13 protein-coding genes are annotated in these 14,249 nt (G+C 57.1%); 9 read left to right on the top strand and 4 right to left on the bottom strand.

All coding sequences use genetic code 11. The annotated features are described in order from the left end of the window. Positions 1-5: 5 nt before the first annotated feature. Positions 6-896 carry a LysR substrate-binding domain-containing protein gene (locus tag EOL43_RS10735; protein WP_133488385.1) on the bottom strand — a complete coding sequence of 297 codons (891 nt, stop codon included), beginning with the start codon at positions 894-896 and terminating at the stop codon, positions 6-8. A 122-nt stretch (positions 897-1,018) separates the two neighbouring features. On the opposite strand from EOL43_RS10735, the gene katG reads away from it, so the two are divergent. The 4 genes from katG to EOL43_RS10715 all read left to right on the top strand — a co-directional run bounded on the left by katG (position 1,019) and on the right by EOL43_RS10715 (position 5,644). Next, positions 1,019-3,199 (top strand): catalase/peroxidase HPI, encoded by a 2,181-nt coding sequence (katG, locus tag EOL43_RS10730; RefSeq protein WP_133488382.1) that lies wholly within the window; start codon positions 1,019-1,021, stop codon positions 3,197-3,199. 74 nt (positions 3,200-3,273) lie between these two features. Continuing rightward, positions 3,274-4,407, top strand: a complete 1,134-nt coding sequence (locus EOL43_RS10725; protein ID WP_133488380.1) for a hypothetical protein — start codon at positions 3,274-3,276, stop codon at positions 4,405-4,407. Continuing rightward, positions 4,404-5,390 (top strand): hypothetical protein, encoded by a 987-nt coding sequence (locus EOL43_RS10720; protein ID WP_133488378.1) that lies wholly within the window; start codon positions 4,404-4,406, stop codon positions 5,388-5,390. Before EOL43_RS10725 ends, EOL43_RS10720 begins: the two co-directional genes overlap by 4 nt. Further along, on the top strand, positions 5,390-5,644 hold the full coding sequence (locus EOL43_RS10715) for a phosphopantetheine-binding protein (RefSeq protein WP_133488376.1): 255 nt from the start codon (positions 5,390-5,392) through the stop codon (positions 5,642-5,644). Before EOL43_RS10720 ends, EOL43_RS10715 begins: the two co-directional genes overlap by 1 nt. On the opposite strand, the gene pdxR is transcribed toward EOL43_RS10715, so the two are convergent. Next, positions 5,641-7,071 (bottom strand): MocR-like pyridoxine biosynthesis transcription factor PdxR, encoded by a 1,431-nt coding sequence (gene pdxR / locus EOL43_RS10710; RefSeq protein ID WP_133488374.1) that lies wholly within the window; start codon positions 7,069-7,071, stop codon positions 5,641-5,643. The genes EOL43_RS10715 and pdxR overlap by 4 nt on opposite strands. 128 nt (positions 7,072-7,199) lie before the next feature. Here pdxR and EOL43_RS10705 point away from each other — a divergent pair, with 128 nt between their 5' ends. The 3 genes from EOL43_RS10705 (at position 7,200) to EOL43_RS10695 (ending at position 9,974) form a co-directional block, all read left to right on the top strand. Beyond that, complete coding sequence (locus tag EOL43_RS10705; RefSeq protein ID WP_133488371.1) at positions 7,200-8,384, top strand: MFS transporter; 1,185 nt, start codon at positions 7,200-7,202, stop codon at positions 8,382-8,384. Between the two features lie 403 nt (positions 8,385-8,787). Continuing rightward, a complete protein-coding gene (gene aroQ, locus EOL43_RS10700) occupies positions 8,788-9,228 on the top strand; it encodes a type II 3-dehydroquinate dehydratase (protein WP_133488369.1) in 441 nt (146 codons plus the stop codon). Positions 9,229-9,266: 38 nt separating this feature from the next. After that, positions 9,267-9,974: a helix-turn-helix transcriptional regulator gene (locus EOL43_RS10695; protein WP_240686532.1), complete on the top strand. Its 708-nt coding sequence runs from the start codon at positions 9,267-9,269 to the stop codon at positions 9,972-9,974. 442 nt (positions 9,975-10,416) lie between these two features. Here the strand turns inward: EOL43_RS10695 and tsf are convergent, their stop codons facing one another. Both tsf and rpsB read right to left on the bottom strand, forming a co-directional pair. Continuing rightward, entirely contained in the window at positions 10,417-11,292 is an 876-nt protein-coding gene (gene tsf / locus EOL43_RS10690; RefSeq protein ID WP_133488365.1) for a translation elongation factor Ts, read from the bottom strand. A gap of 101 nt (positions 11,293-11,393) precedes the next feature. Continuing rightward, complete coding sequence (rpsB, locus tag EOL43_RS10685) at positions 11,394-12,167, bottom strand: 30S ribosomal protein S2 (RefSeq protein ID WP_133488363.1); 774 nt, start codon at positions 12,165-12,167, stop codon at positions 11,394-11,396. A 222-nt stretch (positions 12,168-12,389) separates the two neighbouring features. Here rpsB and EOL43_RS10680 point away from each other — a divergent pair, with 222 nt between their 5' ends. Continuing rightward, positions 12,390-13,277, top strand: a complete 888-nt coding sequence (locus EOL43_RS10680; protein ID WP_133488361.1) for a carbohydrate kinase family protein — start codon at positions 12,390-12,392, stop codon at positions 13,275-13,277. After that, entirely contained in the window at positions 13,274-14,185 is a 912-nt protein-coding gene (locus EOL43_RS10675) for a pseudouridine-5'-phosphate glycosidase (protein ID WP_133488359.1), read from the top strand. Before EOL43_RS10680 ends, EOL43_RS10675 begins: the two co-directional genes overlap by 4 nt. The last annotated feature ends 64 nt before the right edge of the window (positions 14,186-14,249 follow it).

Below are 14,249 nucleotides of genomic sequence, written 5' to 3'. Positions count from 1 at the left end.
AAAAATCAGGCCTTCGCCGCCCGTTTCACACAGTCGGCCATGTGGTGAAACTGCTGTGCCAGGGGCGAGCTTGCGCGCCAAACCATTCCGATCGTGCGGTTGGGTTTGGGCGCGTCAAAACGCGACACAGTGACGGGGGCGGAGCGTGTCTCGACCCCCACTGCCATGTCTGGGATCAGCGTGACCCCCATGCCTGCACCAACCATCTGAACCAGAGTGGACAAGGCGCTGCCATCCAGCGTCTCGCGCGGGTTTGTGTTGTGCATGTCGCAGAAGGACAGCGCCTGATCGCGGAAGCAGTGGCCTTCTTCGAGCAACAGCAGCCGCATCTCGCGCAACCCGTCACGATTTGGGACAGGCTTGTCCTTGTCGGACAAGGGACGCACCAGAACGAATTCCTCGTCAAACAGGGGCACCTCGGTCAGCGCGGGATCTGAGATGGGCAAGGCCAGAATGGCTGTGTCGATCCGCCCGTCAATCAGTTCTCGGATCAGGTTCGAGGTCATGGTCTCGCGCATATGGATTTCAGCGCCCGGAAACTGCTCGGTCAGTTCCTGCACGATCTTGGGCAGCAGATAGGGCGCGATGGTGGGAATCACCCCAATCCGCAGTTCGCCCACCCAATGATCACGGGCAGCGCGCGACACATCTTCAAGCTCGTCCACCGCGCGCAGAATATCCCGCGTCCGACGCAAAAACTCGCGCCCCAAGGTGGTCAGGCGCACTTGCCGTGGCATGCGTTCACACAAAGTACACCCCAACGCGTCCTCAAGCTCTTTGATCTGCACAGACAGGGCCGGTTGGGACACGGCGCAGGCGTCAGCTGCGCGCCCGAAGTGGCCGTGTTCGGCAAGCGCATCAAAGTACCGAAGCTGGCGCAGGGTGATATTGCTCATAATCCTAACCTATCGCTGAGATTAAAAGGTGTAATTTCCTCTTATCATTCAACCGCGCTAAGCTAAAGCCATTCAGACGGAATTTGCCGTCGCGAGCCAAATACCAAACATGGGAGTCGAAGATGGACGGAAACAGCATGGGAAAATGCCCGGTAGCGCATGGCGCAACGAATGTCGGGATGCGGTCCAACAAGGACTGGTGGCCCAATCAGCTGAACCTCAGAATGCTGCATCAGAACACGGCGAAGTCGGACCCGATGGGGGGCGACTTTGACTATGCCGAGGCATTCAAGTCGCTAGATCTTGAGGCCTTGAAGGCCGATCTGACCGCGCTGATGACCGACAGCCAAGACTGGTGGCCCGCTGATTACGGCCATTATGGCGGCCTGTTCATTCGCATGGCATGGCACAGCGCTGGCACCTATCGCACCGCGGATGGACGCGGCGGGGCAGGGACCGGGCAGCAACGCTTTGCACCGCTGAATTCATGGCCAGATAACGGCAATCTGGACAAGGCGCGTCGTCTTCTGTGGCCGATCAAGCAGAAATACGGCAACAAGATTTCCTGGGCGGACCTGATGATCTTGGCAGGCAATGTGGCCATCACCTCGATGGGTGGGCCGACCTTTGGCTTTGCGGGCGGTCGTGCGGATGTGTGGGAGCCGGAAGAGGACACCTATTGGGGCGCCGAAACCGAGTGGCTGGCGTCGGATGACAATCCCAACAGCCGCTATTCCGGCGAACGTGATCTGGAAAACCCTCTGGCGGCCGTGCAGATGGGTCTGATCTATGTGAACCCCGAAGGCCCGAACGGCGAGCCGGATATTCTCGCCTCGGGCCGCGATATCCGCGAAACCTTCGCGCGTATGGCAATGAATGACGAAGAAACCGTGGCGTTGGTCGCCGGCGGGCACACCTTCGGCAAGGCGCATGGGGCAGGGGATCCGGGTCTGGTTGGCCCCGAACCCGAAGCCGCTGGGATCGAGGAAATGGGTCTTGGCTGGATCAACGCGCATGGCACGGGCCACGGCGATGACACCACCACCAGCGGGATCGAGGGCGCGTGGACCGCGAACCCGATCCAGTGGGACAACGGTTATTTCGATCTGTTGTTCGGATATGACTGGAACCTGACCAAATCGCCCGCTGGCGCCTTTATCTGGGAACCCGTCGGCGTGTCCGAGGACGACATGGCCCCGCAGGCCCATGATGCGTCGAAGAAGGTGCCGACCATGATGACCACGGCGGATATGGCGATGCGGATGGACCCGATCTATGGTCCGATTTCCAAACGCTTCCATGAAAACCCGGACGAGTTCGCGGACGCCTTTGCCCGTGCGTGGTTCAAGCTGACCCACCGCGATATGGGCCCGCGTGCGCGTTATCTGGGCGGGGATGTTCCAAGCGAAGAGCTGATCTGGCAAGACCCCATTCCGGCGTCGGAAACGGATCTGAGCGACGAGGATGTAAACGCGTTGAAGGCGGCTGTGCTTGAGACTGGGCTGAGCATCTCAGACCTGGTGAAAACCGCGTGGGCTTCGGCCTCGACCTTCCGGGGATCGGACATGCGGGGCGGGGCCAACGGGGCGCGTATCCGTCTTGAGCCGATGAAGAACTGGGAAGTCAACGAACCTGAAGCACTGGACCGTGTACTGTCCCGTCTGGAAGAGCTGCGTGGAAGTTTCGGCAAGCCGGTTTCGATGGCTGACCTGATCGTCATTGCCGGTGCCGCTGCGGTGGAACAAGCCGCAGCTGATGCGGGGCACTGCGTTCTGGTCCCATGCACCTTGGGCCGAGGAGATGCCACGCAAGAGATGACCGATGTGGAAAGCGTCGGCTATCTGGAGCCCGCAGCTGACGGCTTCCGCAACTGGCAACGGACCGAGTTCACCATCTCGCCTGAAGAACTTCTGATCGACAAGGCACAGCTTCTGGGCCTCAGCGCGCCTAAAATGACCGTGCTGGTTGGCGGCCTGCGTGTGCTCGGCGCCAATCACGGCGGCAGCGCGCATGGCGTGCTGACGCAGAACACCGGCAAGCTGAGCACCGACTTCTTCGTCAATGTTCTGGATATCGGCACCAAATGGACCGATCAGGGCGACGGCAGCTATGCGGGCACGGATCGCGCCACGGGGGACCCGAAATGGACCGCCACACGGGTCGATCTGGTCTTTGGCTCGAACTCGCAACTGCGCGCGCTGTCCGAGGTTTATGCGCAAGACGATGCGGGTCAGAAGTTCGTCGAAGATTTCGTGGCCGCTTGGACAAAGGTCATGAACGCAGATCGGTTTGATTTGAACTGAACCTGCACCTCACCACTCACGAAAAACCTAAAGGGGCAGGCGACTGCCCCTTTTCTATTTTCAGATAGCCGTCCTTGGCAACCTTCCAAGGATTAGCCTGTTTTCAAAGGCTTGCGCGATTGCTTACTGCAGGCCATTCCGGTACAACCGCGACACAGAATTTCGTCATTCAGGTGCTTGCCCGATATATGCCCCACCATGCCGGCTCTTCGCTTATTTCAACGCTTCGACGGGCGGCCAGAAGACTTACCGGCCGAGGGCGCGCCGCAGGGCTGATTGATCCGGCGCTTGCTGAGGCATCAGACAACAAGATCAAGCTTTCTTTGAACGCGCTCGAGAACTGGGTTGCCCCGCGCGAGTATCTTGCGGCCCTGACCGCGCTGCGTAAACAGTCCCCGACGCTGTATGAACGCGTTTTGAAACAGCCAGCAGCGCATGAGATCGCGACCGGATCGCGGGTGCTACGGTTTGTACGCCGCAAGCTCGCGCAAGGTGGAACGCTGTATCAAGGCCCTGGACGCTTCAATGAAAAAAGCCTTCTGGTCGTCTGTGCCGGATATGCGCGGCGGCCGGGCATGCCGGTGCCTGCGTTTCTTCAACGCATTGACGACAGGCAATTTGACATTCTTGTTCTGAACGATCCTCATCGGAACCACTACCGTAAAGGTGTTTCTGAACAACTCGACAGCCTAAACTCTGTCGCAGAATATATTCAGGAATTCCGCACGAAGAAACGCTATCGGAAGCTCATCACACTCGGCACAAGCGGGGGTGGCTTTCCTGCGGTCCGCCTTGCCTTGATGGCGGGTGCGGACAAGGCAATCTCTTTCGGGGGATCGTTTCCAGATGATACCTTGCGGATCCTCCGAAATCAGGTGCGTGCGGTCCCGGCTTTTGACCCCATCTGTGCCTGTTTGGGGGCTGACCATCCAGAGTTCACGTTTGTCTATTCCAACGAAAGTCCGCGCTATAGGAACGCCTGCTTGACCGCGGCTGAACTGACAGGTGGCGCGGTTGTTGAAGTGCTGCCCGTCATGGAACATGCCGTTCTGGGGCCACTTTGGGCGCGCGGGTATCTGGATGCGTTCCTTCCGGGCCTGCTGGCCGAGGATTTCCCAGCGTCAATGGCAGATCAGCCCAATTGGTCTGCTCGACCGCAGGGCGGATACGTGTACAAATGCGACGGTCCAAAGGGGGACGGCAAATGAGCATCGAAGACTATTTCGCCCCGGCGCGGGAAAAAGCCTTTCGAAAAGACATTCATGTCGATGGATCACGCGAGGTGTTGCGCTGCCCGGCGTTGGTTGCCTCGGACAATGGCGCCGAGAACTATCGCCGGCTTGCCGAGCACCTCAAACTCGACTTCTCGCAGATCGCCGAGTTGCTGGACCACCTTCCGGTCTTTCAAGAGGGCGAGGCGCATGCGCAGACACGCGCCGAGATCGCCAAGATGATCGCCCAAACCAGCAAAGAGCGCGGGACGGTCCTGCGGAAAGCGGTATCCAAGTTTGACCGTCTCGGCCAGACCGGACCGGTCGAGCTGATGCAAGATGTCATCAAGCCAAGTGTCGACATTCTGTTCACCAACCTCATCGGGGTAGACATCTCTAAACTGGACATCAGCGAATTGTCGTTGGTCCTGACGGATGGAATTGGCATCCGGCAACGGCGCAGGCTGGAAAAGCAGTTGAAAGATTTGGACGACGCGTTGCGGGCGCAGTTTCCAGACGCTTCGCCACGCGAAATTCAGTTTAAGAAAACCCTTGTGGCAATGGGGCATGACTCCACCATGGGGTCCGCTGCGCTTAGCATGTTGCAGATGATCATGGATCATCCCGGCAAGACGTTCGCGCAGATGCCCTTTCCCGACCTGTTTTCACACACCGGTGTCCCCTTTATTCGTCGGACCGCGCGTGACGATGTCAGCTTTGCCGAACAGAGTATTCCCAAGGGGCATGACGTCAGTGTCATGCTGAACATCTTTGACGCGCCAAGCCCAGATGCGGACCGGAAGCTTATTTTTGGGCTCGGGCGTCATGTCTGTTTGGGCGGGCCAGTGTCCATGCAATACTGGCAGGCCGTTACACATGTCGTGTCAGGGATTGACCGAAAGGCCGTAATCACGCAAATCGATGAAAAGCAGGACACGCTTTTCCGCATTCCGGACACCGTTTTATTGGAGATTTCCTGATGACCACACGTCAGAGAATTATTGAAGCCCTGCATCAAGCGACAGGCGCACTGGACGATCCATTGCTGGCCCCGAAGCTGCTTGGAGAGGGCGATGTAAACCTTCTGGAAGTAAACGCAGACAGTCTGGTGCAGTTCGAGTTCATGATGCATCTGGAAGAGGCGTTTGATATCGAACTGAACGAAGACGACTTCCAAAATCACGCAATGCTGAACGCCCTTCAGGCGCATATCGACAGTAAAATCGCAGCCTAGTGGCCGCCTTGTGAACGCCCCGCCGCGAGTTCTTCGAAGCAGACCTTCAGGACATCAATCGCCGGGGGCAGCTCGTCTTCGGTGTAAGCGCAGAAGCCAAGCATCAGCCCATTTGCTCCGCTATCTCTGGCGAACATAGACGTGAGCGGACGTATGATAAGACCTCTCTGCCGTGCTAAGCTGGCGATGTCTTCATCCCGAAATCCCGGGTTCAGGTGAAACACGATTTGCATGCCCGCTTGATGGTCCTTGAAGAACCCAAACTGTGAAAACTCGCGCTCCAACCGATCCAATAACAACTTGCGGCGATCGCCATAGGATCTGCGAACACGGCGCAGATGGCGATAGAACTCGCCCAAGGACATGAACTCGGCCAGCGCTTGCTGGGGCATATAGCTCGCCTTTTGGCCAAAACGCTTCACTGTATCTTGGAAACGGTCGATCAGCGCCTCGGGGACGACGACATAGCCCAAACGCAGAGCGTTCGAGAAGATCTTGGAAAAGCTTCCCACATAGATCGTGCGGCTAAGTTGATCGAAACCCGCAAGGGCAGGGATCGGCCGTCCCGCATAGCGAAACTCGCTGTCATAATCATCTTCGATGATCCAGGCACCATGCGCGTTGGCCCAGTTAATGAATTCAAGCCGTCGATTGGGCGTCATCGCACCGCCCAGCGGGTATTGATGGGAGGGGGTCAGGACGACCAGATCGGGAAGGGTGGTGCTGGACGGCAATGTCGCGCCGTCATCGTCGATTTTCAGATAATGCGGCACCAACCCCTGTGCCTGCGCAAAATGATGCAATGGGGGATAGCCGGGATCCTCGACACCGATCACATCGCCCGTGCTGGCGACACTGCGCATGCAGATCTCTAGAGCGTCCATCGACCCAGCCGTCACCATGATCTGATGCGCCGAGGCATCGATCCCGCGCCACTCTGAAAGATGCGCGGCAATTGATTTGCGCAGCTCGAAATTCCCGAATGCGTCCCCGCCGACCAACATCGCCTGTGGATTTGTTCGACATATACGCGCCACGGCCTTTGCCCACTGGCGATATGGAAACAAACGCATATCTGGCATGCCAGTTTCAAACGGAACCGGAGCGCGTATATCGACGGGTTCGGATGTTACGCCATCGTAGGGCGCGGTCCGTGACAATTCGACTTCCCCCAAGGCACAAACCGTGTATCCAGAACCTCTGAGACTGCGCAGATAGCCTTCGGCGACAAGCTGTTCATAGGCTGTGACGACGGTCGAGCGGGAAACGCCAAGCTCGGTGGCGAATGCGCGGGTAGGGGGCATCTTTGTCCCAGCCGTCAAATCGCCCGAGACCACTTGCGTACGGATCGCTGTGCTAATCTGTTCGAAAATAGGTGTCTTCGAGCCGCGCTCGATCGACAGGGCAAGCCAAGGTAGCTGTGTCATTTTGGTATGCTCATAATTTCATCTATTGGACATTAATAATGAACCAATACTGTGGCAATCCGGCAATCACACACATGAAACCACGCGGCTTTGATCCGCAGATCGCCTGACCCTGAAATGGACGCCGAATGAACCGCCTGACACTATTCACTTTGTTCTTCCTTGCGAATTTCCTTCAGGCGGGTGTCTATGGCCTGACATTCATGCTTCCGCGCCTATTTGAAACCTTCGGGGCAAATGAGAAAGTGGTTGGGGCCATGCTGTTCATCACGGCAATCGCCACGATCATCGCGGTGTATTTCGCTGGGCATCTGTCAGATCGCTTGGGCCGAATGCAAACGCTGTCTTTGGCCGGAGTTCTGATCGCGACAGCCCTGGCGTCTTACGGGTTTTCCACACGCGTCGGCGGTCTGCTTGTCTATGCCAGCCTGGCCCTTGGGGCAGGCTGGGGGCTGACCTATGCGCTGCCACCCATTGTGTTGACGCGGCTGGTAGAATCAGACGCGCGTGTTAGATATTTCGCCATGCTTTCTGTCGCTGTGATGGCGGGGTTTGGTCTGTCTCCGGTGATGGCGTCCATGATGGAACGGGCGGGCCTGGGGGTGCAGGACGCCTTCTTTGTAACGGCCACCCTATGCCTGATTTCGGGCGGATTGTTTGGGGTTTTGTCCAAGGCCGTACGCCGTCATACGCGCGACATGGGACAAGAAACACGCTCATCACTTTCGCCCAATGTGGTTCTCGCAATCCTACGCTCACGCGCGCGTTTGCCTGTGATCATGGTTTGTATAGGGGCGTCCGTTTTCGCCGGCATGAATAACTTCCAAACCGTTTTCGCAGACGAACGCGGGTTGGATTACGCCAACTATTTCTTAGCTTACACAGTCACCGTTATCCTGTTCCGCATTGTGCTTGCACGGTACAAGGGCGGGCGTCATCCATATCTGACCATCGCCATGCTACAATACGTGATGTTCGGATCCGTCTTGCTGTTCCTCGGGCTTAGCGACAGCCAGACAGTTTATCTGATGGTCGCGTTCCTGTTTGGGATCGGGTACGGGGTCAGCTATCCGATCTTGGCAGCGATGGCGGCCAATGATGCAAATCCAGACATTCTTCCGCAAACGCTCCAATTTTTCGCGCTGACCTATTTTATCGGGATATTCGGGTTCCCATTGATCGCCGGCTGGGTAATTGTTGAACTTGGATCAACCGTGCTGCTGGCGCTGGTAGCAGTACTGGCCGCGATCGAAGCCACTATGGCGCTACTGCGCGGGATCTCTGGGCGTCACACCGATAAAAGCATTGCTTAGCGAAACACGATTTTGGGCCGAGTTTTCTGGGGTAGGGGTCGCGTTCTGCCGATGCATCCACGATCGCTCGTAGTTCTTAGCGCATTTCGGAGTACCGGATTGTGCAACGCTTGGATACTTCCGGCGTCGACAGCTCGACTTGGACCATATGCCTGTGTTGAACACAGTTTTCGGCGGTAACTAAACAAATCAGGGGCTTGGTATCCATTGTGAGGGTAGCGTTTGAACACAATAGCACGCCCATGGTATTACTCAGATCGGATACGCATTAATGCGCATAATCCATATTATGTTAATATTGCAATCCAGCGACTATCCTAAAACCGATTGTTTCGTTTCCTCAATTCTCTCGACAATGTCCGAAATAATGCTGATAAAACAGTGTTCGCACAAGGAAGACGACATGAGTTCACTGCTTATTCTAAACGGCCCAAATTTGAATATGCTGGGCGTCCGCCAGCCCGAGATTTATGGGTCCCTGCGTCTTGAGGATATCGAAGCGTCGAGCATCGCCTACGCAGAAAAGCTTGGTTTCTCATGTGTTTGCGAGCAGTCGAACGACGAAGGTACGCTGGTGACGAAAATTCAGGAAGCTCGTGGTGTCCACGATGCCATCATTCTGAATGCCGGCGCCTATACGCACACATCCATTGCCCTGATGGATGCGATTATCGCCGCCGAGGTCCCAACCATCGAGCTTCACTTGTCCAACATTCATGCCCGCGAAGAATTCCGTCATCGCTCGTACATCGCGCGCGTTGCTGTTGGTCAAATCTGTGGATTTGGCGCTAAGGGGTATGAATTGGCGATTGATGCAGCTGCTGATATTGTCGGAAAACCCTGATGCTTCAATACATTAAAAGCATCTGTCAATGTGAATCCATGGCCGAGGTTTGGGAAATCCATTGTCGGAAAATGGACAGTTTCGGCTTTGACAGACTGATCTATGGCGTCACCCACTTCATGACCGCCAATTCATTCGGGCCGCGTGAAGACGTTATGACACTCTCGTCGCATGATCCAGAATACATGGAACACTATTATGCGCCGGAGCTCTACAGATCGAGCCCAATGCTGCTTTGGGCGGCTGAGAATACAGGTGCCTGTAGCTGGTCTTGGATTCACCAAAACATGGACCGGTTGGATGACAACAACCGCAAGGTCATGGAGCTGAACCAAAGAATGGGCGTGACCGCTGGATATACCCTGTCCTTTCAGGAAACCTCGCGTCGATCGAAAGGTGTCATTGCGTTGACCGCCCGGCGTGGGCTGAGCCAAGAAGATGTTGATGGCATTTGGGATGAACATGGGGAAGAGATTGAAGCGCTGAACAATGTGGCGCATCTGAAGATTATTTCGCTTCCCCTCAGCACGGAACGCTCGGACCTGTCCAAACGCCAACGCGAAGTTCTTGAGTGGGTTGGAGACGGAAAAACCAATCAGGATATCGCTACCATTCTTGGCGTTACACCCGCCACGGTCGAAAAGCATTTGCGCATTGCGCGGGACAAGTTGGGCGTTGACACATCCGCACAAGCGGTACTGAAAATGTCATTTTTGAACCAAATCTTCACCCCTGATAAATCTTAACCTATTAAGTTTTATTAGTTAGATTAGGCAGTTATCACGAAACAGTTTTCCAAACGAATGGCGCTTTGTTGACGTAACGGAAGAAATGGTAGGGATTCCCGTACTTCCAATAGCTGCACGAATCATGCATGATTTTAGTGTTCCGTGAGTGGTGGCTTTGGCCTTGGGACATTTTGGGGTGAACGGACTGTGATTTCAGATCGCGTTTCATTCTTCCGTGAAAACGGAGCTGGTGTCGATGGAATATTGATCCCAAAGGCACCAGCACTTCAGATACAGTTTATCTGCTTGCACAAAAAGCGCTGACAATTCGTCGGCGCTTTTTCTTTTTAGCACCCTGACTGGTGCGCTTTGCGTGCAGTTACCAACAAAAAAGGCCGGTCAAAACGACCGGCCTTCATGTTCTTCTCACGTTGCGGGCAAGCGCCCTGCCCTGTGGGTCTTAGCCCTGGACAGCAGCAGCAACTTCAGCAGCGAAGTCGACTTCTTCTTTTTCGATGCCTTCGCCAACTTCCATGCGCACGTAGCCGACGATCTCGGCACCGGCTTCTTTGGCAGCGGCTTCAACGGTCAGATCCGGGTTGATGACGAAGTCTTGGCCCAGCAGAGTTACTTCTGCCAGAAACTTCTTCATGCGGCCCTTGATCATGTTCTCGATGATGTTCTCGGGCTTGCCGCTTTCACGAGCCTGATCGGTCAGAACCTGACGCTCTTTCTCGACAATCGCCGGATCCAGAGCAGCTTCGTTCAGAGCCTGCGGGTTGGCAGCAGCGATGTGCATGGCAACCTGACGGCCAAAGGCTTCGTCGCCACCGTTCATGGCAACCAGAACGCCGATTTTGCCCATGCCGTCGGTGACAGCGTTGTGCACATAGGTCACAACGTTTTCGCCTTCGACCGATGCCATGCGACGCAGCGACATGTTTTCGCCGATGGTGGCGATCTTGTCGGTGATCACGTCAGCAACGGTTTTGCCGCCCATGTCAGCGCCGTTCAGGCCGTCAACGTCAGAAACGGTCAGAGCAGCCGCAGCGATGCCCGATACCATATCCTGGAATTCAGCGTTTTTCGCAACAAAGTCGGTTTCCGAGTTCACCTCGACAGCGACGCCTTTGCCACCAGCAACGGTCACAGCGACCAGACCTTCAGCGGCGGTACGGCCAGCTTTCTTAGCGGCTTTCGCCAGACCTTTGGTGCGCAGCCAGTCCTGAGCGGCTTCCATGTCGCCGTCGTTTTCGACCAGAGCTTTTTTCGCGTCCATCATGCCAACGCCGGTGGATTCGCGCAGTTCTTTTACGAGTGCAGCAGTGATTGCCATGTCTCTACTCCTTGGGGTTCCGGCTGGGTGATAATCCCGCCGGGTATCAATTCAGTGACAGTTGCGCGGGCCAGTCCCCTGCCCCGCGCACGCGGTCTGACTTATTCTGCCGGAGCAGCTTCTTCAGCAACGGCTTCTTCTGCCGGAGCTTCTTCCATCGCACCCAGGTCGATGCCAGCAGCGCCCATCTGGGCCGACATGCCGTCCAGAGCTGCGCGGGCAGCCAGGTCACAGTACAGAGCAATGGCGCGTGCGGCGTCATCGTTGCCCGGGATGATGTAGTCCACGCCTTCCGGCGGGCAGTTGGTGTCGACAACAGCAACAACCGGGATGCCCAGTTTGTTGGCTTCTGCGATGGCCAGGCTTTCTTTTTTCACGTCGATGACGAACAGCAGATCAGGAACGCCGCCCATTTCGCGGATCCCGCCCAGCGAGGCTTGCAGTTTCTGCTGGTCACGTTCCATGCCCAGACGCTCTTTCTTGGTCAGGCCTTCAGCACCCGATGCCAGCTTCTCGTCCACCTCTTTCAGGCGGTTGATCGACTGCGAAACGGTCTGCCAGTTGGTCAGCGTGCCGCCCAGCCAGCGGTGGTTCATGTAGTACTGAGCCGACTTTTCAGCCGCATCAGCGATCGGGCCAGCAGCCTGACGCTTGGTGCCAACGAACAGAACGCGGCCGCCTTTAGCAACGGTTTCGCGAACGGCGTTCAGAGCGGCGTCCAGCATCGGCAGGGTCTGGGTCAGGTCGAAAATGTGGATCCCATTGCGTTCACCATAGATGAACGGAGCCATACGGGGGTTCCAACGTTGGGTCTGGTGACCAAAGTGAACACCAGCTTCGAGCAGCTGGCGCAGCGAGAAATCAGGCAATGCCATTTCTATATCCTTTCCGGTTTCATCCTCGGCACTGCGTTTCGAAGGTCGCCCTTCAACCGGTGGACACGATGGGGATGTCTCCCCCATAGGCCCGCACAGCACCTGTGGTTTACGAGCGCGCGTATACAGGGCGCGGGCCAACCGCGCAAGCCCAAAACGACGAAGCATGGTCTCGCGTGGTCATGGCTTGTCCTTACTCGGAAATCACGGCACAAAACTGGCATGACACAGGATATTCTTTGCATTGGCTCCGTCCTTTGGGATGTGATCGGACGCACACCGCACCCGATGCGCGTTGGCTCGGACGAACCGGGTCGCATTACGCGCCTGCCCGGAGGCGTCGCGATGAACATTGCGATGACCCTACAACGGTTTGGGCTGCGCTCGGCGCTGCTGACTGCTGTTGGACGGGATCGCGAGGGCGACGAGTTACTGGATGACTGCGCGGCGCGCGGGATGAACACAGAGTTCATCAATCGCCCCGACGGGTTGCCCACGGATCGCTACATGGCAATTGAAGGCCCCGAAGGGCTGATCGCGGCAGTGGCCGATGCCCATACGCTGGAAGCGGCCGGGGATGCGATCCTCGCCCCGTTGGAAGATGGCCGATTGGGAAGCGCACGCGCGCCCTATTCGGGCACAATTGCGCTCGATGGCAATCTGACACGCGCGCTTCTGGAGGAAATCGCGACCCATGCCAGTTTCGCCCGTGCGGATCTGCGGGTGGCGCCCGCCAGTCCCGGCAAAGCGCGCCGCTTGGCGCCTTTGATGCGGCATCCAGGGGCAACGCTTTATGTGAATCGCGAAGAAGCTGGCTATCTGACCGAAGCTCAATATGACAGCGCCGGCAGGGCTGCGCAGGGGCTGCTGGATGCTGGCGCCACACGGGTTCTGGTCACTGATGGTGGAAGTTTCGCTGCCGATGGTCATCACGAACGTGGCGTGATCCAGACCCCCTGCCCCTCGGTCCGCGTACGTCGGATTACCGGAGCCGGAGACACGTTCATGGCCGCCCATATCGCAGCTGAACTTGCCGGGAATGCACCTGCAGTCGCGCTTGAAATGGCCCAAAAAACCGCCGCCCAATATGTTTCAGGAGAAGACCTATGACCCTGCCCTTGCATTTCTCGGACGAGGTCGCTGCAGCGCGTGATGCTGGCGCGCCGATTGTAGCGCTGGAAAGCACCATCATCACACACGGGATGCCATTTCCGCAGAACGTTGAAACTGCCCGCGCGGTCGAAGCCGTCATTCGCGAAAACGGCGCCGTCCCCGCGACCATCGCGGTGTTGGACGGTAATCTACATATCGGCCTGAATGACGCGCAATTGGATGCGTTGGGTCAGGCCAAGGGCGTCGCGAAACTATCGCGCGCGGACATAGCGGCCTGCATTGCCACCGGGGGCACCGGGGCCACCACCGTCGCCGCCACCATGATTGCTGCACATCTGGCGGGAATCTCGGTCTTTGCGACCGGAGGGATCGGCGGCGTGCATCGCGGTGCCGAAGCCAGCTTTGATATCTCAGCCGATCTGCGCGAGCTGTCGAAGACACCTGTCACCGTGGTCGCCGCTGGGGCCAAGGCCATTCTGGATTTGCCCAAAACACTGGAAGTTCTGGAAACGCTGGGCGTTCCGGTGATCGCCTATGGGCAGGATAGTTTCCCCGCCTTCTGGTCCCGCACCTCAGACCTGGCCGCCCCTCTGCGTATGGACAGCGCGGATCAGATTGCCGCAGCGGCCAAAACCCGCGCGCTTATGGGGCTTGAAGGTGGACAGTTGGTGGCCAATCCAATCCCAGAAGATGCCGAAATCCCCCGCGAAGTCATCACGCCAGTGATCGAAGAGGCGCTTGCAGCCGCCGAGGCCGAGGGCATTTCGGCCAAGAAGGTCACGCCTTATCTGTTGGATCGTATTTTTCATGCGACCGAAGGTGCGTCGCTGGTCGCCAATATCGCCTTGGTCAAGAACAACGCGCGACTGGCCGCGGAAATCGCCCGCGCACTCGTAGGAGCATAACAAAGAAAGGGCGGCCAAGCCGCCCTTTCTCATGCCGGAGTTCAGCACTCTTTACAGACCCGGT

The organism is Aliiroseovarius marinus (genome assembly GCF_004360145.1).
In the GTDB taxonomy this organism is placed as follows: Bacteria; Pseudomonadota; Alphaproteobacteria; order Rhodobacterales; family Rhodobacteraceae; genus Aliiroseovarius; species Aliiroseovarius marinus.
Note: the sequence above shows the minus strand (reverse complement) of the source record. Positions and strands in the feature narration are given on the sequence as shown.

What these genes read in the sequence shown, in the direction of transcription:
- EOL43_RS10720 (WP_133488378.1), top strand. Translation starts at nt 4,404, where the DNA reads ATGAGCATCGAAGACTATTTCGCCCCGGCGCGGGAAAAAGCCTTTCGA.
- EOL43_RS10735 (WP_133488385.1), bottom strand. Translation starts at nt 896, where the DNA reads ATGAGCAATATCACCCTGCGCCAGCTTCGGTACTTTGATGCGCTTGCC.
- pdxR (WP_133488374.1), bottom strand. Translation starts at nt 7,071, where the DNA reads ATGACACAGCTACCTTGGCTTGCCCTGTCGATCGAGCGCGGCTCGAAG.
- rpsB (WP_133488363.1), bottom strand. Translation starts at nt 12,167, where the DNA reads ATGGCATTGCCTGATTTCTCGCTGCGCCAGCTGCTCGAAGCTGGTGTT.
- EOL43_RS10680 (WP_133488361.1), top strand. Translation starts at nt 12,390, where the DNA reads ATGACACAGGATATTCTTTGCATTGGCTCCGTCCTTTGGGATGTGATC.
- aroQ (WP_133488369.1), top strand. Translation starts at nt 8,788, where the DNA reads ATGAGTTCACTGCTTATTCTAAACGGCCCAAATTTGAATATGCTGGGC.
- EOL43_RS10695 (WP_240686532.1), top strand. Translation starts at nt 9,267, where the DNA reads ATGGCCGAGGTTTGGGAAATCCATTGTCGGAAAATGGACAGTTTCGGC.
- tsf (WP_133488365.1), bottom strand. Translation starts at nt 11,292, where the DNA reads ATGGCAATCACTGCTGCACTCGTAAAAGAACTGCGCGAATCCACCGGC.
- EOL43_RS10715 (WP_133488376.1), top strand. Translation starts at nt 5,390, where the DNA reads ATGACCACACGTCAGAGAATTATTGAAGCCCTGCATCAAGCGACAGGC.
- EOL43_RS10675 (WP_133488359.1), top strand. Translation starts at nt 13,274, where the DNA reads ATGACCCTGCCCTTGCATTTCTCGGACGAGGTCGCTGCAGCGCGTGAT.
- EOL43_RS10705 (WP_133488371.1), top strand. Translation starts at nt 7,200, where the DNA reads ATGAACCGCCTGACACTATTCACTTTGTTCTTCCTTGCGAATTTCCTT.
- katG (WP_133488382.1), top strand. Translation starts at nt 1,019, where the DNA reads ATGGACGGAAACAGCATGGGAAAATGCCCGGTAGCGCATGGCGCAACG.